General features: G+C 36.6%; 25 protein-coding genes. 8 read left to right on the top strand and 17 right to left on the bottom strand.

Annotated features, from left to right (window positions below):
* Positions 1-218: 218 nt before the first annotated feature.
* Positions 219-1,838 carry a hypothetical protein gene (locus tag FS802_RS21250; protein WP_144525451.1) on the top strand — a complete coding sequence of 540 codons (1,620 nt, stop codon included), beginning with the start codon at positions 219-221 and terminating at the stop codon, positions 1,836-1,838.
* Positions 1,822-4,578, top strand: coding sequence for a DEAD/DEAH box helicase (locus FS802_RS21245; protein ID WP_000610123.1), 2,757 nt, complete (start codon positions 1,822-1,824; stop codon positions 4,576-4,578). Before FS802_RS21250 ends, FS802_RS21245 begins: the two co-directional genes overlap by 17 nt.
* 24 nt (positions 4,579-4,602) lie before the next feature.
* Here FS802_RS21245 and FS802_RS21240 read toward each other — a convergent pair whose 3' ends face one another.
* Entirely contained in the window at positions 4,603-5,088 is a 486-nt protein-coding gene (locus tag FS802_RS21240) for a VanZ family protein (protein WP_098653687.1), read from the bottom strand.
* Between the two features lie 110 nt (positions 5,089-5,198).
* On the opposite strand from FS802_RS21240, the gene FS802_RS21235 reads away from it, so the two are divergent.
* On the top strand, positions 5,199-5,423 hold the full coding sequence (locus tag FS802_RS21235; RefSeq protein WP_144525449.1) for a DUF1659 domain-containing protein: 225 nt from the start codon (positions 5,199-5,201) through the stop codon (positions 5,421-5,423).
* Positions 5,424-5,516: 93 nt separating this feature from the next.
* Entirely contained in the window at positions 5,517-5,732 is a 216-nt protein-coding gene (locus FS802_RS21230) for a DUF2922 domain-containing protein (RefSeq protein ID WP_001197599.1), read from the top strand.
* A 19-nt stretch (positions 5,733-5,751) separates the two neighbouring features.
* On the opposite strand, the gene FS802_RS21225 is transcribed toward FS802_RS21230, so the two are convergent.
* Complete coding sequence (locus tag FS802_RS21225; RefSeq protein WP_144525447.1) at positions 5,752-6,150, bottom strand: DUF4359 domain-containing protein; 399 nt, start codon at positions 6,148-6,150, stop codon at positions 5,752-5,754.
* A 194-nt stretch (positions 6,151-6,344) separates the two neighbouring features.
* Here FS802_RS21225 and FS802_RS21220 point away from each other — a divergent pair, with 194 nt between their 5' ends.
* Complete coding sequence (locus tag FS802_RS21220) at positions 6,345-6,851, top strand: competence protein ComK (RefSeq protein WP_001001399.1); 507 nt, start codon at positions 6,345-6,347, stop codon at positions 6,849-6,851.
* Positions 6,852-6,906: 55 nt separating this feature from the next.
* On the opposite strand, the gene FS802_RS21215 is transcribed toward FS802_RS21220, so the two are convergent.
* From FS802_RS21215 to FS802_RS21190, 6 genes are all read right to left on the bottom strand, one after another.
* Positions 6,907-7,377, bottom strand: a complete 471-nt coding sequence (locus tag FS802_RS21215) for a sigma-70 family RNA polymerase sigma factor (protein WP_098094156.1) — start codon at positions 7,375-7,377, stop codon at positions 6,907-6,909.
* Between the two features lie 218 nt (positions 7,378-7,595).
* Positions 7,596-8,276, bottom strand: coding sequence for a YknW family membrane protein (gene yknW / locus FS802_RS21210; protein WP_000449616.1), 681 nt, complete (start codon positions 8,274-8,276; stop codon positions 7,596-7,598).
* Positions 8,277-8,292: 16 nt separating this feature from the next.
* Positions 8,293-8,991: a YknW family membrane protein gene (yknW, locus tag FS802_RS21205; protein WP_144525445.1), complete on the bottom strand. Its 699-nt coding sequence runs from the start codon at positions 8,989-8,991 to the stop codon at positions 8,293-8,295.
* 128 nt (positions 8,992-9,119) lie between these two features.
* Entirely contained in the window at positions 9,120-10,322 is a 1,203-nt protein-coding gene (locus FS802_RS21200) for an ABC transporter permease (RefSeq protein ID WP_000054369.1), read from the bottom strand.
* Positions 10,319-10,999, bottom strand: a complete 681-nt coding sequence (locus tag FS802_RS21195) for an ABC transporter ATP-binding protein (protein WP_048566688.1) — start codon at positions 10,997-10,999, stop codon at positions 10,319-10,321. The genes FS802_RS21200 and FS802_RS21195 overlap by 4 nt, the downstream gene beginning before the upstream one ends.
* Positions 10,996-12,189, bottom strand: a complete 1,194-nt coding sequence (locus FS802_RS21190; RefSeq protein ID WP_000249029.1) for an efflux RND transporter periplasmic adaptor subunit — start codon at positions 12,187-12,189, stop codon at positions 10,996-10,998. Before FS802_RS21190 ends, FS802_RS21195 begins: the two co-directional genes overlap by 4 nt.
* Before the next feature lie 375 nt (positions 12,190-12,564).
* Between FS802_RS21190 and FS802_RS21185 the strand changes: the two genes are divergently transcribed.
* Both FS802_RS21185 and FS802_RS21180 read left to right on the top strand, forming a co-directional pair.
* Positions 12,565-12,756, top strand: coding sequence for a helix-turn-helix transcriptional regulator (locus tag FS802_RS21185; RefSeq protein ID WP_001067016.1), 192 nt, complete (start codon positions 12,565-12,567; stop codon positions 12,754-12,756).
* Entirely contained in the window at positions 12,757-13,269 is a 513-nt protein-coding gene (locus FS802_RS21180; protein ID WP_098707786.1) for a DUF3278 domain-containing protein, read from the top strand.
* A gap of 106 nt (positions 13,270-13,375) precedes the next feature.
* Here FS802_RS21180 and pgtP read toward each other — a convergent pair whose 3' ends face one another.
* The 8 genes from pgtP to fabZ form a co-directional block, all read right to left on the bottom strand.
* Positions 13,376-14,710 carry an MFS transporter gene (gene pgtP / locus FS802_RS21175; RefSeq protein ID WP_048566690.1) on the bottom strand — a complete coding sequence of 445 codons (1,335 nt, stop codon included), beginning with the start codon at positions 14,708-14,710 and terminating at the stop codon, positions 13,376-13,378.
* Between the two features lie 19 nt (positions 14,711-14,729).
* Positions 14,730-15,764: an ABC transporter substrate-binding protein gene (locus FS802_RS21170; RefSeq protein ID WP_144525443.1), complete on the bottom strand. Its 1,035-nt coding sequence runs from the start codon at positions 15,762-15,764 to the stop codon at positions 14,730-14,732.
* Positions 15,761-16,543: a DUF3919 family protein gene (locus FS802_RS21165; RefSeq protein WP_098653682.1), complete on the bottom strand. Its 783-nt coding sequence runs from the start codon at positions 16,541-16,543 to the stop codon at positions 15,761-15,763. Before FS802_RS21165 ends, FS802_RS21170 begins: the two co-directional genes overlap by 4 nt.
* 66 nt (positions 16,544-16,609) lie before the next feature.
* Positions 16,610-18,040, bottom strand: coding sequence for a HAMP domain-containing sensor histidine kinase (locus FS802_RS21160; RefSeq protein WP_098067748.1), 1,431 nt, complete (start codon positions 18,038-18,040; stop codon positions 16,610-16,612).
* 11 nt (positions 18,041-18,051) lie between these two features.
* On the bottom strand, positions 18,052-18,723 hold the full coding sequence (locus tag FS802_RS21155; RefSeq protein WP_098653681.1) for a response regulator transcription factor: 672 nt from the start codon (positions 18,721-18,723) through the stop codon (positions 18,052-18,054).
* A 116-nt stretch (positions 18,724-18,839) separates the two neighbouring features.
* Positions 18,840-19,832 (bottom strand): UDP-glucose 4-epimerase GalE, encoded by a 993-nt coding sequence (gene galE, locus FS802_RS21150; RefSeq protein WP_144525441.1) that lies wholly within the window; start codon positions 19,830-19,832, stop codon positions 18,840-18,842.
* A gap of 191 nt (positions 19,833-20,023) precedes the next feature.
* Positions 20,024-20,935: a polyisoprenyl-teichoic acid--peptidoglycan teichoic acid transferase TagU gene (tagU, locus tag FS802_RS21145; protein ID WP_098653679.1), complete on the bottom strand. Its 912-nt coding sequence runs from the start codon at positions 20,933-20,935 to the stop codon at positions 20,024-20,026.
* A gap of 121 nt (positions 20,936-21,056) precedes the next feature.
* Positions 21,057-21,491, bottom strand: a complete 435-nt coding sequence (gene fabZ, locus FS802_RS21140; RefSeq protein WP_000884318.1) for a 3-hydroxyacyl-ACP dehydratase FabZ — start codon at positions 21,489-21,491, stop codon at positions 21,057-21,059.
* Between the two features lie 503 nt (positions 21,492-21,994).
* Between fabZ and FS802_RS21135 the strand changes: the two genes are divergently transcribed.
* Positions 21,995-22,438: an SRPBCC family protein gene (locus FS802_RS21135; protein WP_098653678.1), complete on the top strand. Its 444-nt coding sequence runs from the start codon at positions 21,995-21,997 to the stop codon at positions 22,436-22,438.
* Positions 22,439-22,494: 56 nt separating this feature from the next.
* On the opposite strand, the gene galU is transcribed toward FS802_RS21135, so the two are convergent.
* Positions 22,495-23,376, bottom strand: coding sequence for a UTP--glucose-1-phosphate uridylyltransferase GalU (gene galU / locus FS802_RS21130; protein ID WP_064460111.1), 882 nt, complete (start codon positions 23,374-23,376; stop codon positions 22,495-22,497).
* Positions 23,377-23,419: the final 43 nt, after the last annotated feature.

The following is a 23,419-nucleotide window of genomic DNA, read 5'->3' as shown; positions in this document are numbered from 1 at the left end:
AGAAAAATATATCAACGATTCGACACGAAATATCGATTTACTGAACAAGATTGACAAGAGAAGTAAACTACAAAAAAGATGCCGTTCAAAAATATTGAAAAACACCTTTCCATCTCCATTTACAGTTACAATATGATAATCCCAATTTCATTTTTTCTGTTTTGAGCATTTTTTGTTTATAATGGTAAAGGAAAGAAATATGTGTACGGAGGAATATTATGCTGCAACACTCAATTACGAAAGATGAAATTATGATGATTGCGAATGAGTTCGTTCAAGGACTAGATCCACAGCAAACAGCTGATCAGGAACATGTCGCTACAGCTCGGCACCTATATCGTAGTGGTGTTGTCTACAACGTTGACTTTGATGGTTATACGCTATCAGGAACTGTAGATGCTGCAGGCAACGTATATAGCGTCCATATCCCGATTCGTAACGTCGCTGAAAGCTATTGCGATTGCTTTGCACCAACGCAATGTGAGCATATGCTCGCTATTTTACTATCTGCAGCATCTAGTTTTGGGCAAGTAGGAGATGTATTAACTTTATTTAAAAATAATACGAAACCTTCCCTTCCTCCTATTCGAACTGCAAGACAAGTATTGCAATCATCAGCGTTTGAAGAAACGGATTATAAAAGTTGGCAATCGTATTTTGACAACGAATATGAATCATTTAAAAAAGAACAAGCTCGGCTTACTTATAAACAAATGTATTTTCTTATGAGTATTTTTACAGACTTCTATACGAAACTCGAGCGGAAAGCTCCGCGTATCGTTGCGATACATGAGTTGTTCAGGCTACACGCAGCGCTTTATTGCTTTCAAAAATTATTAGAAGAAATTCAGGACTTCGAAGCAAATAAAACGTATTCTTATCACCAGCCTGTTAACGTCGTTCGCTTATTTGTAGATAAAGTGGAATCCATCGTTCGGGACCTACAATCAGAAGCGATTCCTTCAGAGTCTGAAGCAATTTTGCAAGAAACAGCTCGTCTCGTTCACGAAGTATTCTTCTCCACTGACGCCTATACGCAAGAAAGATTTTTTATTTATCGTCACATATGGAGTGAACTCTTACACAATAAAGAGAAACTGCAAGAAGAAGAAAAGCGAATCGATACGAAAATCAATCCACTTTCCAAAGCATTAGCATCTTCTCATCTACTCTTTTTAAATGACGAAGACCTATTAGCGATGGACTTACTAAAAAAACAGCCTGCTTCTGTTGTAAGTCTGTACTTCTATTGGTTAGAAGAGCTATTAAATACAATGCAGTGGGATCGTGCGAAAAACTGGCTTTCCTTTACGTATAAACAAGTGAAGAAAACGATACATGAGCACGAAAATACAATTTTCATAAAAGATATCGTTCGCTTATTTGTCATCATGTATGAAACGTATGCAACCCATACAAATGAACAAGCCGGACTCGAAATGATTTTGCAAGAGCTATTACCATATAGTTTCGCAAACTATGAGCAATACGTACTCGCGAAAAAGCAATATCGTACATGGGCAGAACTTCAGCTCTTACATGGGTTTGAAGCAATTGAACTTTTGAAAGAGCCACTGAAAGATATTGAAAAGGAAGCACCAGAAGCAGCCCTTCCTCTTTATCACCTTGCTGCTACCGAGGCCATTGAAGAGCGAAACCGCAAATCATATAGACGTGCAGTTCGTTACTTAAAGAAATTACGTACATTATATAAACGATTAAAGCGCACTGATGAATGGGATGCTTTCATTATTCACATCGCAAACTTACATTCACGTCTGCGTGCACTACAAGAGGAATTACGGAAAGGAAAATTAATCGATGATCAATCAAACTGAAGTAACAATTAGGCTCCAGCACGTTAGTCAAGGTTGGTTCCTTTGGGGAGAAGATGACAGCGGTACTCCATTATCCGTAACAAGTTGGAAACGAAATGCATTTACGTGGCACTCCACTTCCTTCTACGGCACGTTTCTAAAAGAAGCGACCTTTGAAGGAAAACAAGGTGTTATGCTAACAAACGCACAAGCATTTGAATACATCGCTAATAAACCGATGAACTCCTTTGCCCATATTCAAATGAATGGCCCTATTACAGCACTTACGAAAGATGCGAACGAATTATGGGATGCCTTCACAAGCGGTAGCTTCGTACCTGATATGGAGCGTTGGTCTCAGCAACCATCTTGGAAAGTGCAAAATACCCCAATCGAAGATGACACATTGGTATCTCTTTTCTCGACCGCGGTAAATGAAAGCATATTACAAGATAACCGTTCAAACGATGGGTGGGAAGATGCCAAGAGACTTTATGAACATTACGACTTTACGAAAAGACAATTGGATGCAGCACTACATGAAGAAGATTGGCTTCGAAAAATTGGCTACATTGAAGATGACCTTCCCTTTACAATCGGACTACGGCTACAAGAGCCGCAAGAAGAATTTGAAATGTGGAAGCTTGAGACAATTGTTACACCAAAGCGCGGGGCACATCGCATATATGTATATGAAAGTATCGATTCTTTGCCAAAACGATGGCACGATTATGAAGAACGTATTCTTGAAACACAAGAAGGATTCAGTAAGCTCGTACCGTGGTTAAAAGAAGGCGATACATTCCGAAGTGAGCTCTTTGAAACAGAAGCGTGGAACTTCTTAACAGAAGCAAGTAACGAATTACTCGCTGCAGGTATTACGATTTTACTGCCATCCTGGTGGCAAAATTTAAAAGCGACAAAACCAAAATTACGTGTGCAACTGAAGCAAAATGCCACGCAAACGCAATCTTTCTTCGGCATGAATACACTCGTTAACTTTGACTGGCGCATTTCAACGAACGGCATTGATTTATCCGAAAGCGAATTTTTCGAACTCGTTGAACAAAACAAACGGTTATTCAATATAAATGGTCAATGGATGAGACTGGATCCAGCCTTTATTGAAGAAGTACGAAAGCTTATGAACCGTGCCGATAAATATGGACTAGAAATGAAAGATGTCCTTCAGCAACATTTATCAAACACTGCTGAAACAGAAATTGTAGAAGAAGATAGTCCATTTACCGATATTGAAATCGAGCTAGATGGATATTATGAAGAGCTATTCCAAAAACTATTGCACATTGGAGATATTCCAAAAGTAGCTGTCCCTTCTGCACTAAACGCAACACTCCGTCCGTATCAACAACATGGCATTGAGTGGTTATTATATTTAAGAACGCTTGGATTCGGAGCATTATTAGCTGACGACATGGGACTTGGAAAAAGCATTCAAACGATCACTTACTTACTATATATAAAAGAGAACAATCTCCAAACAGGCCCTGCTTTAATCGTGGCACCGACATCTGTTCTTGGAAATTGGCAAAAAGAATTTGAGCGTTTCGCACCAAATTTACGTGTTCAGTTACATTATGGAAGTAACCGAGCGAAAGGCGAATCATTTAAAGACTTCCTTCAATCAGCAGATGTTGTATTAACATCTTATGCATTAGCTCAGCTTGATGAAGAAGAACTTAGTACGTTATGCTGGGATGCTGTTATTTTGGATGAAGCACAAAATATTAAAAACCCACATACGAAACAGTCGAAAGCAGTACGAAACTTGCCAGCAAATCACAAAATCGCTTTAACCGGTACACCGATGGAAAACCGACTTGCCGAGCTTTGGTCTATTTTTGACTTCATTAATCATGGATATCTCGGCAGCTTAGGACAATTCCAGCGCCGCTTCGTCTCACCGATTGAAAAGGACCGTGATGAAGGAAAAATCCAACAAGTTCAACGTTTTATCTCGCCGTTTTTACTGCGTCGTACGAAGAAAGATCAAACCGTCGCATTAAACTTGCCTGATAAACAAGAACAGAAAGCGTACTGCCCACTTACTGGTGAACAAGCTTCCTTATATGAACAACTTGTTCAAGATACATTGCAAAATGTAGAAGGATTAAGCGGGATTGAAAGACGCGGATTTATATTACTAATGCTGAACAAACTTAAACAAATTTGTAATCATCCCGCTCTTTATTTAAAAGAAACAGAACCAAAAGACATCATTGAACGTTCCATGAAAACGAGCACGCTAATGGAACTAATTGAAAATATAAAAGATCAAAATGAAAGTTGTTTAATCTTCACACAATACATCGGTATGGGGAACATGCTAAAAAATGTGTTAGAAGAACATTTCGGTCAGCGCGTCCTCTTCTTAAACGGTAGTGTACCGAAGAAAGAACGTGACAAAATGATCGAGCAGTTCCAAAACGGAACGTATGACATTTTCATCTTATCGTTAAAAGCAGGTGGAACTGGCTTAAACTTAACCGCTGCCAACCATGTCATTCACTACGACCGTTGGTGGAATCCAGCTGTAGAAAACCAAGCAACAGACCGCGCATATCGTATTGGTCAAAAACGCTTCGTTCACGTTCATAAACTGATTACAACGGGGACACTCGAAGAGAAAATTGATGAAATGTTAGAAAGAAAACAATCATTAAACAACGCCGTCATTACAACCGATAGTTGGATGACCGAACTATCTACAGATGAACTAAAAGAATTACTTGGTGTATAAACAAAAGGAGCTAATCTCAAAAGATTAGCTCCTTTTTCTATTCCAAAACCAATTGCTTATTATAATTCCTGTTAATCCGCCGCATGTATCCAGTAATGAATCTTGCCACATCGGTGTACGATCTCCTGTATTCCATTGATGAATTTCATCAAATGTTGCATATCCCGCAACGAAAAGAAGAGCGTATATAAAGCACCTTTTTCTCGAATAACCCGATCGATGAAAAGCATAATACGTCAATGAACCGAGCATAAAGAACACCATAAAATGAGCACCTTTACGAAGGAAAAACTCAATAAATCCGCCTACACCTTTATTTGCAATGCTAACAGGTGTACCCCCACCATAATCGATAGATACCCATGAAAAATGCTCTTTCACAAACTCAACATTTACATATTGTTCAATATCCGAGCGCATATCCTGCTTTTTATATGGTTGTGCCGAGGAATAGAAAATCAACCCCATCCATAGTAAAACAGGAATCCAAAATAACCATCTACGTTTCATTCTTCCGAAGCCCCTCTCTTAATCTTTTAAGAGTACCAAAAAAAAGAATAAATTTCACGCCAAAACATGACATTTGCACCCTATTTATAAAGTGAAAGGGGGTGATAAACATGGCAGTCGAAATAATCGTAACAGACTTAACTTTACGTCTTGTCTTAAACAGTGGATTAGATAAGAACGGAAAAACAGCTTTTAAGCAAAAACAATTTAAGCGTGTTAAAACAAACGCAAACTTAGAGCAAGTACAAAACGTAGCACGTGCTCTTGCTTCTTTACAAGCATCACCGCTTCACGCTATACAACTTGTTAGCACATCAGATCTTTCTACCCTATAAGGTTAAACTTTACTCAGTGGGGGCATCCCCCGCTGATTACACCGATCGCCCTACCCGCATATAACACGATAAATAAAAAGGAGGAAATAACGTATGCAAGTACTAGAATTAATTTTTGCGAAAGAAGATGGAAAAACAGTTGTCTTTTCTATCGAGAAACCGATCACACCCGTCGATGCACAAGTCGTAAATCAAGTAATGGATACCATTCTTGCCTCATCTGTATTTTCATCAATTAATGAAAATACCCGAAAAAAAGGAGCCCGCCTCGTAGAAAAGAATGTATCTGAAGTTCCAATTAACTTATAAACAAAAAGACGAATCTGCATCATTTTGCAGATTCGTCTTTTTTCTTCGGCATTTCAATCGGAATAAAGATTTTTGAAAAACCGACGCATACATATTTATAATGTTCTCCGCCTATATCAAACTCGGTCGTATATGTTGAGAAAAAAATATAATCATTTCGCTTTGTATAATTCTGGATTAATAATCCAACTTGTGGCTCAACATATTTTTTCGCCAACTTCTTACCAGCCGATGCTAAATCGCCAAGGAGACCCTCTTCATTTTCCTTTTGAACTTCGTCTAGCTTCTTACTTACATCATTACGTTTCATAAACTGCTTTGCTGCCCAGTCCGTATATTCACCTTTACTCGGATTACTATTTGCTAAATATACTAGAAGCACGACAACTAGAGCCATAATAATATACTTTTTCTTCATACTATCTCACCGCCTACTCTTTTCTATTTTCATATATATGTACAAGCGATGCAAATTAGAAAGACTAACATCTATTGATTGTAAACGAATAGCCAAAATTTACAATATGAAACGGAATATTAACAATTAATTTACTTAATTCATATATAATTATATTTGGTATTACTATCATTTATAAGGGAGGAATCAAATTTATGAATGAAGAAAATGATATTATTATTTCTAATTCTACAATGATGCTGGAACCTTACAAGCACCCTTATTATCAAACAAAAATTATCGAAAGTAGCGGAAACCATCTTTACTCCTGTCAAACTGCTCTCCAACTCATCAAGCAATCTTGTCTAACCAATGTTCACTCTACTTATCAAGGTAGACGTAATGCAGTCCAAACAAACTTTAAATTTAAACAAAATGTCCCAATTCCGATTAATCATCGAGAATATATTTGTGCTTTCCCGACAGAATCTCCTTCTTCTCCAAACTGTATATGGCTATTTTATAACCATATAGATGACATAGAATTTTTCAAAAAGAGTAAAAAAGCTAACATTCATTTTTCAAATGGCACTACTACAACAATACATATCAGTCCCCATAAGTTAAAACAGCAATTATTAAAAGCTGGATACGTATTATCACGTATGAACATGCAAGATTCACTACAATTTAAAAACCTCTTATTACATTTACTACCTTAACAGAATAAGTAGAATGGAAAGCAATATCCATTGCCTTCCATTCTTATAATCATATTTATTCTCTTAAACTATTTCGCATTTTCTCAAGTGCTTGCCGATACACCCACCTCACTTGATAATAGGTCATTTCCATCTCGTTAGCGATCTCCCCCATCGTCTTCCCTACAAAAAAACGTTCGAAAATAATATACTTCTCCTTCTCATCTAATACACTCATAAAATCCTTTGCTCTCATTTCAATATCTTCAAAATGGAAGATATCCTCATATTCCCCTACACATACACACTTTTCTTGCACTGCAAACTCTTTCTTCAATCTTTCTAATATATAACCACGCACAGTTATAACTGCATATGCAGGAAAACTTCCTTTCTCCGCATCATACCTTTCATATGCATGCCAAAGACCAATTAAACCACATTGATAATACTCTTCATGATCTTGATAAATACCTAACTTCTTTATTTGATTTACAATCATTCCTTCATACAACACAACTGTCTCTGTAAACGTCGCTGGCTTCACACAGTACCTGTTTCTAAAAGGTATACCTCTTTGTTATTCCGCCGGTACCTCCACAATATAAAAATAAAGAAGCGATTTCACTGTGAGTAATTTTAAATACTACCGCCGAAATTTTAAATTACACGAAGTAGAATTTGAAATTCTGCTAGTCGTATTTGAAATAAGGGTAAAAATAAAAAAGGTGACTCTCGAGAGAGCCACCTTTTAGTCCAATCATATTATGCGCCAAAACTGTTTCCTAAACCTTTTAGAAAACCTAGTCCTATCGTTAAAATAAAGAAAATTACAATTAAAATTGTCGCTTGTTTCTTGCTTAAGCCAGCCACAATATGTAACCCTAATCCTGTTAAAATTAAACTCCAAATATTAAAAATCTCAATTGAAGATGCAATGCCATTTAAAACTGTTCCTTTTTCAAATAAAGGAGCTAAACTTGTATAAGCATCCGTTCCATTTCCTTCAAAAATCAAACCTAATCCTACATTTAACAAGCTCCCAATGTAGAAAACAAGATTAGCGTATAAGTAAATAGATAATATCTTCATGTAAGGAGTATCATTGCCCATTAACATCATAATCACTTTATAGAAACCTGCTGCAATAAAGAGGCCGATAGGTGTTCCAAATAAACCAAAAAGTGCTCCGCCACCAAGTGCAAACCATTTTATCATTTCCCCATCTTGGCCATTCATTTCTTTTGCCACTTCTGGGGTATTAACCACTGATAAATAAAATACCGCAGCTGTCGTAACCGTCCCAATTAGAACAAATAAAAGGAAAGCTATCCAAACCGGACTTTTCGTCTTCATTCGCTCAAACTGTTCACCTGGAGATGTAATCATCCCTAATAATGACGGCTTTTTCGAATCTACATCTTGCGTATTAATATTCGTTTCCATTATAACGCCCCCTTATTTATACTGGCATATTTGGTAAAAATGCTGTAATTAACATAACAATCGCTGCTAAGAATAACGCTTTAATGATGAATAAGACGATAATTGGAATAGCTGCTTTCACTTTACTTACTCCCGCTGTAATTTGCAGTCCTAACCAAATTAAAACGATATTCCATAAATAGAATACTTCAATCGAACTCCCTATTCCATAAGCAACTGAACCTGTCTCAAATAGTGGTCCTAAGCTTGTATATGCAGTTGGTGCGACACCTAAAATTAAAGCTATAATAGCATTAATAAATCCACCAATAATAACAACAATGTTCGCATATACAATAATCGTTACTAATTTTTTATAAGAGGTATCATTCCCATAGAACATCATAAACACTTTATAAATAGCTGCAACGACGAATGTTACCAACATACCACCTATAGTACCCGACACAATGCTGGAAATAACATCGGATGTCAGTGAACTCTGTCCTGCAAATTCACCTAGTTCTTTTTTCATTTTCACCATCTCAGGTGACGTATTCGTAACGTATGTAGTAAAAGCACTTAACAACCCTTGTAATAGCGCCATTAGGAAGAACATACCCCAAACTTTCTCGCTCGTCTTCATTCTCTCAAACTGTAAACCAGGAGAAGTGATCATTCCGAACAATGATGGCTTCTCTCCGCCAGCTTTTTGCGTATTCAAATTCGCTTCCATTATAACGCCTCCTTCTATTTATATAACCCGTTCTAACGGGCGGTTCACTTCCTCAACATAGAGGCTACGAACCGCCCACTAGAACGGTAATGTGTAGTGGAGAGCTCCCTCTCTATTACACTACTAACTTATTCATAACGTAATGCTTCAATTGGATCTAATTTCGCAGCTTTATTTGCTGGAATTAATCCGAAAATAATACCGAGTGTCATAGAGAATAGTACGCCACCAACGACAACTTCCCATGAAACGAGCGGTGGCCATTTCGCAAATGTGGAAACGATATATGCCCCGCCATATCCAAGACCAATTCCGATCAAACCACCTAGAAGCGTTAACATAACTGCTTCAATTAAAAACTGTAATAAAATTTTACTACGTGTTGCCCCAAGCGCTTTACGTATCCCAATTTCACGCGTACGCTCCGTTACAGATACGAGCATAATGTTCATAACACCAATACCACCAACGACTAATGAAATACCCGCAATACCACCGATAATCATCGTCATAATACCAGTTACTTTAGAAACATTTTCTTGGAATTCTTTTAAATTCACTAGTTCATATTTACCTGGAATTTCACTTGGCTTACGACTATTTAATACATCAACAGCTTGTTTCCCAGCTGCTTCTAAATCGTCTACATTTTTAGCTTGAATTGCGATATTTTGAATATCATCTGTTCCGAATAAAACAGGCCATAATGTAAGGGGGATTAACGCTTCTTCCATTTCAAATCCCATAAACTCATTATCAGATGTATACACACCGACAATCTGCATCGGTTGTCCTTTCATCTCAATAATTTGCCCAACTGGGTTTACGTCCTTAAATAACGTCTTTTCTGTTTTTGTACTAATCATCACAACGTTATTTGCATGAGAAATATCTGATTCATTTAAAGTACGTCCCTTTACGACCTTTACTTTATTAACCGCAAAATATTCATTATCAAGACCAATAACATTCAGATTTGCTTTTTTATCATTTACATCTAGTATCTCTGTCGTCGAATTTGTCGTAATAACATGTGAAACATCTTTCACTTGTTTTACTTCCATAATATCTTCTTCCGTTAACTTTGGTATTTCAAATCCGCCTATAGCAAACTCATCATTCATATCTGGTTTAAATTGAATTGGCATAAGGTTATTACCACCAGAACCTGCGAATTTCGACTTCAGCATCGCTTCCCCGCCTTGCCCAATCGCAACGACAGTAATAATAGAACCAACGCCGATAATAATACCGAGCATCGTAAGAGCTGAACGCAGTTTATGAGCTAAAATAGAAGATAGGGCAATTTTTATACTATCTAGTAAACTCATACCGCACACCTTCTATCTTCTGTAATTTTCCCGTCTCGCAGTACAATGCGGCGGGAAGAATACGCTGCTACTTCCTCTTCATGCGTAACCATAACAATCGTTGTACCTTCTGCATTAAGCTTCGTGAAAATATCCATAACTTGCTCACCAGACTTCGTATCAAGCGCGCCTGTAGGCTCATCGGCCATAATGAACGTTGGATTATTCGCAATCGATCTTGCAATCGCTACACGCTGCTTCTGTCCACCTGATAATTCATTCGGTAAATGATGAACCCTATCTGACAAACCGACTTTACTAAGCGCTTCTAGAGCCCTTTGACGACGCTCTGCTTTCTTCACACCACCGTATACGAGCGGAAGTTCAACATTTTCTACTGCCGAAAGACGTGGAAGCAAATTAAAGTGCTGAAACACAAAACCGATATATTCATTACGAATTAAAGCAAGCTTTGACTCGTCTGCTGTTAAGATATTCACATCATTCAGCATATATTCGCCTTCAGTTGGGCGATCTAAACAACCGATAATATTCATAAGCGTTGATTTACCAGAACCAGACGGTCCCATAATCGAAACGAACTCACCGCTTTGAATCGTTACACTAATATCATGTAAGATTGGCACTGCCAACTTTCCTTGATAATACGTTTTAGCAATATTATTTAACGTAATCATTTCTCTTTCACTTCCATTCCGTCATACACGTCGTCGGAAGGATTTTTAACCACCTTTTGCCCCACTTTTGCGCCTTCAACAATCTCTGTCCAGTCTCCATCAGTTGAACCTTTTTTCACATTTTGTTTACGAAGCTTTCCTTTATCCTCAACATAAACAAATGCATCACCATCTTTTTCTACAATACTCTTAGTCGGAACTGCAATCATCGTCTTATTCTCTAAACTTACTTGCAGAGAAACGTGATAACCCGGAGATAAACCATCTTGACTATCAAGACTTGCTTTATATGTATATTGGGACATATTTTGAGTCGCTTCACCCATACCACCAGCTTGAGCCATCTCTGCACTCGTTGGGAATTCACTTACCTCTGTAATTTTACCTGTCCACTTCTTCTTATTATTCGCTTTTGCAGTGACAGTAAATGTTTGATCTGGTTGAATTTGTGACTTCTGAAGCTCAGTTAACGTCCCTTGCACTTGGAATGGATCTTTAGACGCCACTTGTAAAAATGCTTTCCCTTGACCACCTAACGCTTGAGATGAACTTTGCGCCGCATCTTTATCTAACTTTTGAACGACACCAGTAAAATTACTATAAATCGTAAGCTCTTTCTGCTTTTTACTTAACTCTTCTTTCTGCAACTTCCCTTTTTCTTTCTCAAGATCAGTTGTCTTTTGTGCCATCTCTAACTCACTTACTTGCTCGTCCATCGGATCCGTTACTTCTTTCCCAGCTCCGCTATCCTTTGCCTTCTTAATTTCTTTCTTCAACGAATCAATCTTCTTCTTCCCTTGATCATAACGCATATCCGCCATCTTCTGATCAAGCTCAGCTTGCTTCATTTGCAAGTTAATCTCTTCATTATCATAAGAGAATAACTTCGTACCTTTCTCTACCTCTTGTCCTTCTTTCACTGCAATATCTTTCACTTTCCCTTTAGTCGGATCCGCATAGAAACTTTCAATATTCCCTGGTTTCACCTGACCAGAAATTAATTTCGTATTATTAAGCTTTCGCTCCGTTACCTTCTCAAAGCTCACAGCATCAGCAGATGTTGATGCCCCCTTCTTCTTGCCTTGCATAATAAAAATATTAACTGCTGCTACAATAACAATTAGTGCAATAACCCCGATAATAATCCATTTCTTCTTCTTGTTTGGAGTACGAACCGTATTTGGTACCATATTCTCTCTCCCTTTATAACTTAATAGTTTAATATAAAAATTGTATAAAACTTTCTGAAAACAAATTACATATTATTACATTCTTTTTACAAAGTTTTACACATCCATTTATATTGTAACAAAAATTCCAATGATTAGAAATATGACATCTTGTCTTTTAAGATAGATTTAAGGAAAGGTTATATTAATATAAGAAAAGCCATTCCTTATTAATAAACTCCTTACCAAGATAAATTATTAAAATCATTTTTCTAATTGCACCATTATCATTTTTGTCACATATATTTGACATTTCATTTATTCAATTATAAAATGTCATATATAAATGACATTTCTAATGCACGAGGTCTACAATTATTAATAGGAGGTTTATATTTGAATAACGTTAAACAATATCGAAAATCTGAAGGTCTATCGCAGCTAGAATTAGCTAAAAAAGTTAATGTAGCGAGACAGACAATAAACTTAATTGAAAACAATAAATATAACCCCTCTTTAGCCTTATGTATCGAATTAGCAAAAGCACTAAAAACAGATTTAAACAGTCTATTTTGGGAGGGAGATTAAATGATGAAAATTGAATGGAAAGAAAGAGTTTATAATAATTTTGTTGGAACAATGAGTGAGAGAGATGAATATCAAAAACAAGAAATCCATAAAGAATTATCTGTAGCTGGAATTGGTTTATGGTGGTTAAATATGTTGGTAATGCTTATTATGTTACTTGTTGATACTATGAACCACACAATATCTATAGGAACTATATTAGTTTTTCTATCTAATATGATCTATGCTAATTATTTAACATTTAAGCTTAAGAAAAAAGGTTTAAATGAGACTGAATGTGCAACAAAAGAAGAGTATTTGCAACATAAGAAAAAATTAAGAAAAGCGGGCTTAAAAGCAGGTGTACTTTGGGGCTTTCAAATGTTTGTTTTTATGAATTATATCCTTCCCTATGTAGGTTCAGAAGAAATCTCTATTTCTTTATTTGATGTTGGGCTTTGGAGTTGCGGCGGTATATTTTTCGGTGTAACTATGTACATGATTGGTTTATTAAACCTAAAAAAATTATACTAATTAACAAAAATCACTTACACATAAAACTGCAATTTTACATACTTTTTATTTTTGCTAATATAAAAGCTATCCAATATAACAATTGGATAGCTTTTCAGACAAAATATTACGCAACTTTAGAAGCTTTTCTCTCATGTCCCATTTGAACAATCAGTAAGAATATCGTTGCTAATACGCCACCTGCTAACAGTAACATGAAGCAACCATCCCAGCCAGAACGATCAACAATGATACCAATTGCTGCGTTTGCTATGAAACTTCCTCCAACATAACCGAACAGACCACACATACCAACTGTCGTACCTACTGCAAATTTCGGTACTAATTCCATCGCACTTAAACCAATTAAGAACTGTGGTACATAAATTAAACACCCGATAATAGAAACTGCAACACTCACAACAATAATATTAGTTGCCTGCCAATAGACGATTGTTCCAACAACAACCCCAGCCATACTCATAACACATAATGGCATACGTTTTCCTTTGAATAATTTATCGCTTAAGAGGCCGACAATTAAAGAACTTGGAATCGCTGCTGTTTCAAATATTGAATATGCAAAATGCGCTTCTGTTTTTGTAAAACCTTTCACTGTTGTTAAGTAAATTGGTACCCAGTTAATAACACCGAAACGAATTAAGTAAACAAATGCATTCGCAATACATAAAAACCAAACAAATTTATTTTTCACTACATATTTCATTAAAATTTCTTTTGGTGACATCTTATTAGCATTATCTGCTTTTTCAAGATCTTCATAGTCATTACGATATTCATCAATTGGCGGAAGACCTTCAGATTCTGGCGTATCCTTCGCATTAATCCATACTAGAACTGCAATTACCATAGCGATTATCGCTGGGAAAATAAATACGCCGCCTTGCCAATGGCTTTCACCGAAAATACCTACACCAATTCCAATGAATGGTGGAACAAGTAGTGCACCAACGTTATGTGAAATATTCCAAAGACCTGTTTTCGTGCCACGTTCTTTCTTTGAAAACCATTTCGTCATAACAATACTACAAGGTGGTGCTCCCATACCTTGTACAATACCGTTTAGAACAAGTAATGTTAAAATCATCCCAAAGGAAGATGCATAACCGAAACAAATATTAACAAGCCCAGATAAAAATAAACCTACTGCAATAAATCGTTGAGCAAATGCTTTATCCGATAAATTACCCATAAAGAATTTACTAAGTCCGTAAACAACAGCCATTACTGCGCCTAATAATCCAATTTGTGTCGTGCTAAATCCGAACTCATCTACTAAATATGTAGTAGATAAATTAAAGTTACTACGAACTAAATAATAAGCAGCATACCCAACTGAAATTCCCATTAATACACGAATACGTAATAATTTATATACTCGATCAATCATATCCGCTGGCAATCTTTCAATTGCAGGTGCTGGCTTAAGCCATTTAAACATATATTTTCGTCTCCTTTTCTCACTTCTGAGAGAGACGCTGTCTATTCCATATCTCGATTATTCCGCTATTTGATATATTTTGGTTTGTTCTTCTAACCGGCTGTCCTTCTATTTCTTTCTCGTTCTTCGCAAACATCGTTGGTACGCCAAACGAAACTTTTTCTAAAATGTGACCCGCTTCTTCTGATAAACAATAATCAATAAATAAATCCGCAATAATACCATTCGGTGCACGTTTTAGTTTCGAAATCGCATTAACAGATAACCCTGTTTGCTCAGGTTCGTTACTTAAAATAGGAAAGCCTCGTTTTTGAAGCATTCTCTGATCTCCCATGAAATTGATGCCTATCATATATTCACCGCTTGCAACAAGTTCTGCCGGTATGTAACCATTGACTGTTACTTCTCCAACTTGTCCTGCCAAGTTCTTAACATATTCCTTCGCTTTCCCTTCACCTAAAGTATCAATAAGTGATTGAAAAAACGTATATGCTGTTCCTGAGACATTTGGATCTGGCATTACAATCTTTCCCTTATATACTGGATTTAATAAATCTTGCCACCTTGATGGATAAGGAAGTCTGAGCGGTGCTATTTCTTCATTCCACCGCTCTTTATTGATCGCAATTGCCAGCTTCTCCACTTCATAACCGTACCAATAACCGTCTTTATCTTTAACAGTTTTTGAAATACGGTTCGCATGCTGACTCGTAACAGGAATAGATAGATTTTTTTGCTTCATCATTTGATACGCGTCTACCGTACCGCCAATAATAATATCCGCTTTCGGATTTCCAGCTTCCTCTTCTACCCTCCGAAGAAGCTCTTCTGTCGAAAGACGAATAAATTCATACGTACAGCCGCGTGGTTTACAAAATGATGATAGCAAAGCTTCACCAACTTCCTCACGAGCCGCTACATACGCAACAAGATGACGATCATCCAAAATAGGGAGACCATTTTTATTATATTTAATAGAGGTTGTATCTCGAGAGCAACTAGACATCGCTCCTCCAATTACTAGCAAAAAGAAGAAAAAGGCTATCTTTCTCATGACACATTCTCCTTTACAAATAAATTTGCGAGGGAGCTTTTCATATACATAACATTCCCGTTATTATCGCCGAGATATTGCACAACAAAGTACGATGGATATACAGAAATAGTAAGAATGTCTTCTCGCTCATTCTTTATACGCTTCCCTGTTTTATAAGCGGTAATATAAGCAATCGGTTCATTCTGTGATTGTAATAATTTCTGTATTTCTCCGTAATCTGTAATTTGCTTTGCGTACCGAATCGAATCAAGTATGTGCGTAAGATTCATCGCACGTTCTACATCACCTTGGCGTACTATGACATCCTGCGCTGACGCAAAAAAATCACTAATACGTTCTGGTGTGTAATACAGGCTTAACAAATACGTTTGAAATGCTGAAATCATTGGATCCGTACCATTCTTTCCGTATATATCAGCCCCGTACTGGAACAAGTCACCTACTGCAAAAGTACGTTTATGTCCATTCAAGTACGTTACTTCTCCAGTAAATACTTGTTCTTGATTCTTAGCTTCTCTCGGTTCTATTTGAATTCGGTCAAAGAATGAAACAATCGTATGCAAACGAACTTCATCCGTTATAACAATTTCTCCCCACTTTTCATGCCTAACCTTCATTTCGGTAGGCAGGGATTCATTCACTCTTTGTAAAACAGTTTGTTTGTCATTCACTATTGTGATTCGATTGTATATTTGCTTCTCCATCACATAAAACAAAATAAGAGAAACAATTATACAAAGAACAAACATAAGAATTTGAAATGATAGCCTTTTCATTTCTGCCTACCTCCAAGATAAAAAAACGTTGTTTCGAAAATACCGCATAATTGTTTCATAAATGTATCATTTAACCGCTTTCAAGTTTTTTATGTCTTCCATCCGTCTCGGAAGCAAAAATGTAATAAATATCGTAGTACCAATCTCTTCACTACTCTCAATTCGCATACTTCCGCCCTGCTTATTCATAATCTCCTGACAAATATACAAACCGTAACCATTCCCGTAACTAGAAGGAAGTACCTTCCCTTCTGGTGCTTCATTCCACTCTGCAAGCACACCTTCATCTATACCAATGCCATCATCATGAACAAAAACCTTTGCCTCACGTTCATTTACAATTACATTCATACGAATTTGCGTAGCATCGCTATATTTTATCGCATTATCCAGCACGTTTAAGAAAATCTGTTTCGTCTTATCGAAATCCGCAACAACATGTACATCTGTTAACTCATTTATCACTTCAATCTCAAATTTCTGCAGACGAGGTTTCACAATTGAAACTGCTTCTTCGGCTAATTCCTTTACATTCACAACTGTAGGTGACACTTCAAACGTACTCTTCCCGTACTTTGAAGACTTAAGCAATTCCTCTACAAGTGATAATAAACGCTCACTCTCTACAGCCACATATCGCAGGCTCTCTTTTACATCTTCCTTCGCCTTTAACTTCGGAATTAAATCCACATAGCCAATAATCGCCGTTAACGGTGTTTTTAGCTCATGCGTAATGCGGTCTAAGAAATCTTTCTGTTTCTCTTTCTCCTCTTTCAATTGCTTAATATGCAGCTCAATTCCATCAGCCATCGCATTAAAAGATGCTGAAAGCTGAGCAATTTCCACATATTCATTTAGCTCAATCTTACTTTTATAATCACCATTCGCAAGCCGCTTTGCCATTTGTCTTAACTGATCAATCGGCTTATGAAGTGACTTTGCCAAACGAATTGCAAAGAAAATACCTGCAGCTACGAGACAAAGAGACGTCATTAAGAACGTCCAGCCAACATTTGTTAAAACTTCCTTCTCACCCGTTAATTCATTTATAAAACGAACACTTCCGATGACATCGTTTCCATAATAAACTGGGCTTGAAAACAAAAGAATTGGAGCTGGATCTCCCTCTTCAAAAACATACGATTTCTTCCCCTTCAAAGAGCTCTCAATATCAATATTCCGGTGAAGAAGTGCTCCCTTTTGCGTATCCGCGACAACATCTCCATTCTTCCCGATCATCTGTACACGTACATCCATGCGCTTCGCTAAATACGAAGCAATTAAAAGTGAATTAGGACCGAGCGTCTCCACTTCTGCTTCCTTCTCTAAATAATTCATCGTATAAATTTGTGCTTCTACACTTAACTTTTCCAAAGAATTTGCCGCATTATGATACATATTCTTTTCTAACGTAATATAAACAACTGCGTACAAAAGAACAAAAATCGGGATTAACAATCCAACTATTCCAAACACCATATTTCTTTTTAAAGACATACCATCACCACTTAACAATCTAGTTTATAGCCAACGCCATAAATTGTCTTAATATATTCTCCGCTCTTCCCTAACTTCTTCCGCAGTCTTTGCACCATAATATCAACCGCTCTCGTATTTCCGATATACTCAAATCCCCATACTTTCTCAAGTAACTCATCTCTCATAAATACACGCTGCGGATTTGAAACAAACAACTGACATAAATTAAACTCTCGGTACGTTAACTGAATTTCTTGTCCACTAACATGCACCTTTCTTTCCTTAGGACAAATCGTTATCTCTCCCGCCCCGATTACTTCATGACTTACCGTTACCTCTGCCTTCTTCACGCGCCGCGTCATATTCTTAACCCGAAGAATAAGCTCTGCATAATTAAATGGCTTCGTCACATAATCATCCGCACCAAGCTGCAACCCAAGCAATTTATCATTCATCTGACTCTTTGCAGTTAACATGAGCACTGGAATATCCCTATTCTTCTCACGGAACAAGCGAAGCAACTCATACCCATCTGTATCTGGAAGCATAACATCCAAAATCAATACATCCGGCCCATCATTCCATTTCTCTAAAGCTTCTCTTCCATCAGCCGCCGTGAGCACTTCATACCCTTCCATCTCCAACTGCATCCGAATCAAATTACGAATACTCGATTCATCATCAACTACAAGTATTTTCATTATTCTCCTCCTTCCATCCCGTATTATAGTACAGTTTAGTATAGCAAAAATCCTATAAAAAAAGAGAGGGTATTGTCGAACATATGTTGAACGACAATACCCTCTCTTTTTTTATTTTATTTAACATACCCATTAGGTTGCTTCTGATGCCAATTCCAAGCATGCTCAATGATTGTTTTCACATTTACATACTTAGGATCCCATCCTAATTTCTCTTTCGCTTTCTGAGAAGAAGCAACTAAACGTGCTGGATCTCCCGCACGACGTGGCGCTACTTCAGCTGGAATTTCATGATTTGTAACTTCACGAACTGCATCAACGATTTCTTTTACACTGAAACCATTACCATTTCCTAAGTTATAGAAATCACTCTCTCCGCCGTTCTGTAGGTCTTTAAGCCCTAAGAAGTGAGCTGCCACTAAATCTTCAACATGAATATAATCACGGATACAAGTACCATCTGGTGTATTATAATCCTCACCAAACATCATAATCTTCTCACGTTGACCTAACGCCACTTGCAGCACAAGAGGAATTAAATGCGTCTCTGGACGGTGATCTTCCCCAATAATACCATTTGGAGTTGCACCAGCCACGTTAAAGTATCTGAAAATCTTATAACGTAAATTAGAAGCTTGGCTATACCAATGAAGCATCTTCTCGATTGCTAACTTCGTCTCTCCATACGTATTCGTTGGATTTGTCATCGTTTCCTCAGTAATAAGGTCTACATCTACCTCACCATACGTCGCCGCAGTAGAAGAGAAAATAAACTTATCTACCTTAAACTCATCCATTACCTCTAATAAGCAAAGTGCACCATACACATTGTTATTATAATATTGAAGAGGCTTCTCCATACTAACTCCAACTAAAGAATCAGCTGCGAAATGCATAACCGCCTCAATATTTTCTTGTGTAAAAACATCTCTTAAAAATGCTTTATCACGAAGGTCGCCATTATAAAACTTCGCACCTTCCGTAATTGCATCCTCATGACCAGTTTGTAAGTTATCTACTACTACAACAGATAAACCTTCGTCTACTAATTTTTTCACAGCGTGAGAACCGATATAACCAGCTCCGCCGCAGATTAGAATTGAGTTCATTGTCTTCCTCCTACATATATTAGGATTTCTTATTCACTTACTTATTATAAAAGGTATACGATTGCTCGTATACCTTTTGTGTACCTTTATTACTTAGCAACGAAATAATCCGTTACATATTGTGCCCAAACTTCATGCCCTTTAGCACTTGGGAAACCGAAATCTGTCTAAAGGAGTTGGGCCATTGCTTATTACTTAGTCACTTCAAGATGCGCTCTTAATTTATTCGATAAATCTTGTTTTGCTGCATCTGGAACATAGTAGTACCAAATACCATTAGCAGCCTTGTGACCGTCACCCGGGATTTGGATATCCTCACTATTTTTCAAGCAATCTTTATAGTTCTTTTGCATATCAAACATTTGATCTTGCGTTAAGTTTGTCTTCACATTCTTTTGAATTGCTGCTAATACATCTCCATAACCTGTTAAAGAAGAGAAGCTTGCACCTTTTTTGATAACACCTTGCATCACTTGACGTTGGCGCATCTGACGTCCAAAGTCACCACGTGGGTCTTCTTTACGCATACGTGTGTATGCTAGAGCTTGGTCACCTGTTAAATGAATATTCCCTTTTTGGAAGTGCTTCCCTTCTAGAGAGAACTCTAAATCATTATTTACATCTACCCCACCGACTGCATCAACGATATCTTTAAAGCCTTCCATGTTCACTTCAATATAATAATTAATAGGAACATTCAAGAAGTTTTCTACGGTCGCTACAGACATATCTACTCCGCCGAATGCATAAGCATGATTGATTTTATCGCTTTTACCTTTTCCAACAATTTCTGTATAAGTATCACGAGGAATACTTACTGTTTTCATAGAATTATTTTTAGGATTTAATGTAATTACCATTAAAGAATCTGAACGCCCTTTATCATTACCGCGCTCGTCTGCCCCTAGTAATAAAATTGACACTGGTTCACTCTTACTAACTTTTTCTCCAACGTTACTGTTGTTTTGATCGCGTTTTAAAGGTTGATGAACTTCTTTTAATGTATTAGATACAGAAGAATATACATTATAAGCATAAACTCCCCCGCCTATTATTAGTACCCCAAGAATACCGAGTACCCAAAATAAAATTTTCTTTTTCATTATTGTAACCTTCTTTCTTAAGCCTAACTTACAATACATATGAATCCTATTATACAAATCATAAAAAATAGACAAACAACAATTATGTATTGTTATTTGTCTATCACATATCTTAATATATTTATTCTTTTTTGTCACCAAGCGCAAACGTGATTTCTGTCTCACAAGCAATTTCACCATCTACAGTAGCAATTGCTTTTCCTTTTCCAATCGCTCCACGTACACGTGTCATTTCAACTTCTAAACGCAGTTGGTCACCTGGACGGACTTGTCGTTTAAAACGGCAATTATCGATGCCTGCAAAGAATGCTAAGCGACCACGATTCTCTTCTTTCTTCAACATAGCAACAGCGCCAACTTGTGCTAAAGCCTCTACAATTAAAACACCTGGCATTACAGGATAATCTGGAAAATGCCCATTAAAAAATTCTTCATTAGCTGTAACATTCTTTATCCCAATAGCACGCTTTCCTTCTTCTACTTCTAAAACTTTATCCACTAGTAGAAATGGATAGCGATGAGGAATTATTTCTTTAATTTGTTGAATATCTAGCATACACTTCTCTCCTTAAACAAGATTGGTCATACCACCAGAAGTTATACTATCATTATCCCATTTTAAATCTTATTTGTCATTATAAAAAAGAATTTCAAGATTTCTCTTCGAAATAAAAAAATGTATACACTCTTTTCAATATGTATTATTACTGACACGGAGGTTGAAAAGAGTGTATACCCAAGTTAGGGAAAGGCATATTATATCAAATATATTAAGCCTTAATGTCGTATTCAAGATTCATTATATATGACAAAAATAAGAAATTAAAACCCAATTTTCGACCTTTTTCGTATTAATTCCCTAATATTACTCATTATTTCTCTATTTTCCTTACATTCTCTTAAATGTGATATTTAGAAATATGAATTTTAATAAAAAATTATTAAAATAAAAGCAAAAAACGCTTGTAATAGAATTTACATACTTATATTATAATAAAATGAACATGGGATTTTAACCCAATTATTCAAATACCTTTATTTTTAGAAAGGGATCAAAAAATGGCAAAAGGTATACATACTATAGAGTTAAATACTTCACCAGATCTAATTTGGAAATTTATTAGTGATATAAACAATTGGGCTCCACTAGTCACAGGTTATGTTAAACATAAGGTTATTGATGACAAACATTCGACTTGGCGTTTGCACGGTGATTTAGGATTTATTAAACGAGACGTTAGTCTAAATGTTGAAATTATTGAATGGCAAATGCCTAATAAAATTAGCTTTACGATGACTTCTCCAACAAAAAAATTAATTGGTAGCGGCTTTTTTCATGCTGAAGCAATCTCTCCTTCTACTACACAGGTAACAAGTCAGTTAGAATTGCGAACAACTGGTAAAGGAGCCTTTGTTTTTAACGGCGCCATAAAACCATTTGTCCCTAAAATGACAAAGCAACTTTCTAAAAAAGTGGCAGATAAATTAATGGAACAGTTATAAAAAACCATCTCAGAAATTTATTTTACAATAAATTTCCGAGATGGTTTTTTTGAAAGTTAATTATTAACCATTTCTTTTTGTAATAACTTCTCCATATAGCTTAATAATTCATTCTTTAACCCATCATGCTGTAATGCCATTTCAATTGTTGTTTGAATGAATCCAAGCTTCTCTCCAACGTCGTATCGCTTTCCTTCGAAATCATAGGCAAATACTCTTTGTATCTCATTTAAGCGCTGAATAGCATCCGTCAACTGAATCTCGCCGCCTGCTCCTGTTTGTTGATTCTCTAAGAACGTGAAAATCTCAGGTGTTAATACATAGCGCCCCATAATTGCTAAGTTAGATGGTGCTGTTCCTTGATCTGGTTTTTCTACAAACTGACTAACTTGATAACTACGACCTTTTTGTGCTAGTGGATCAATAATACCATAGCGATGCGTTTCCGTCTCTGGAACAGTTTGAACACCAATTACCGATGATTGTGTTGCCTCATATTGATCCATTAATTGACGTAAGCATGGTGTTTCAGCTTGTACAATATCATCACCAAGTAAAACAGCGAATGGCTCATTACCAATAAACTTACGAGCACACCATACAGCATGACCTAAACCTTTCGGTTCTTTTTGACGAATATAGTGGATATTAATTTTAGAAGACTCTTGCACCTTCTTAAGGATTTCATGCTTACCCTTTTCTAGTAAGTTCTGTTCCAACTCAAAAGAATGATCAAAGTGATCTTCGATAGCACGCTTTCCTTTTCCAGTTACAATAATAATATCTTCAATTCCAGATTGAATCGCTTCTTCTACAATGTATTGAATTGTTGGTTTATCAACAATTGGTAACATTTCCTTTGGCATTGCTTTAGTTGCTGGTAGGAAACGAGTTCCTAATCCAGCTGCTGGGATAATGGCTTTTTTTACTGTTTTCAATGATAATCCTCCTAAAAATATCTAATAAATATTACACATTTAA

The organism is Bacillus sp. DE0042 (genome assembly GCF_007680225.1).
GTDB lineage: Bacteria > Bacillota > Bacilli > Bacillales > Bacillaceae_G > Bacillus_A > Bacillus_A wiedmannii.
This window is presented reverse-complemented; position numbering and strand designations above follow the sequence as displayed.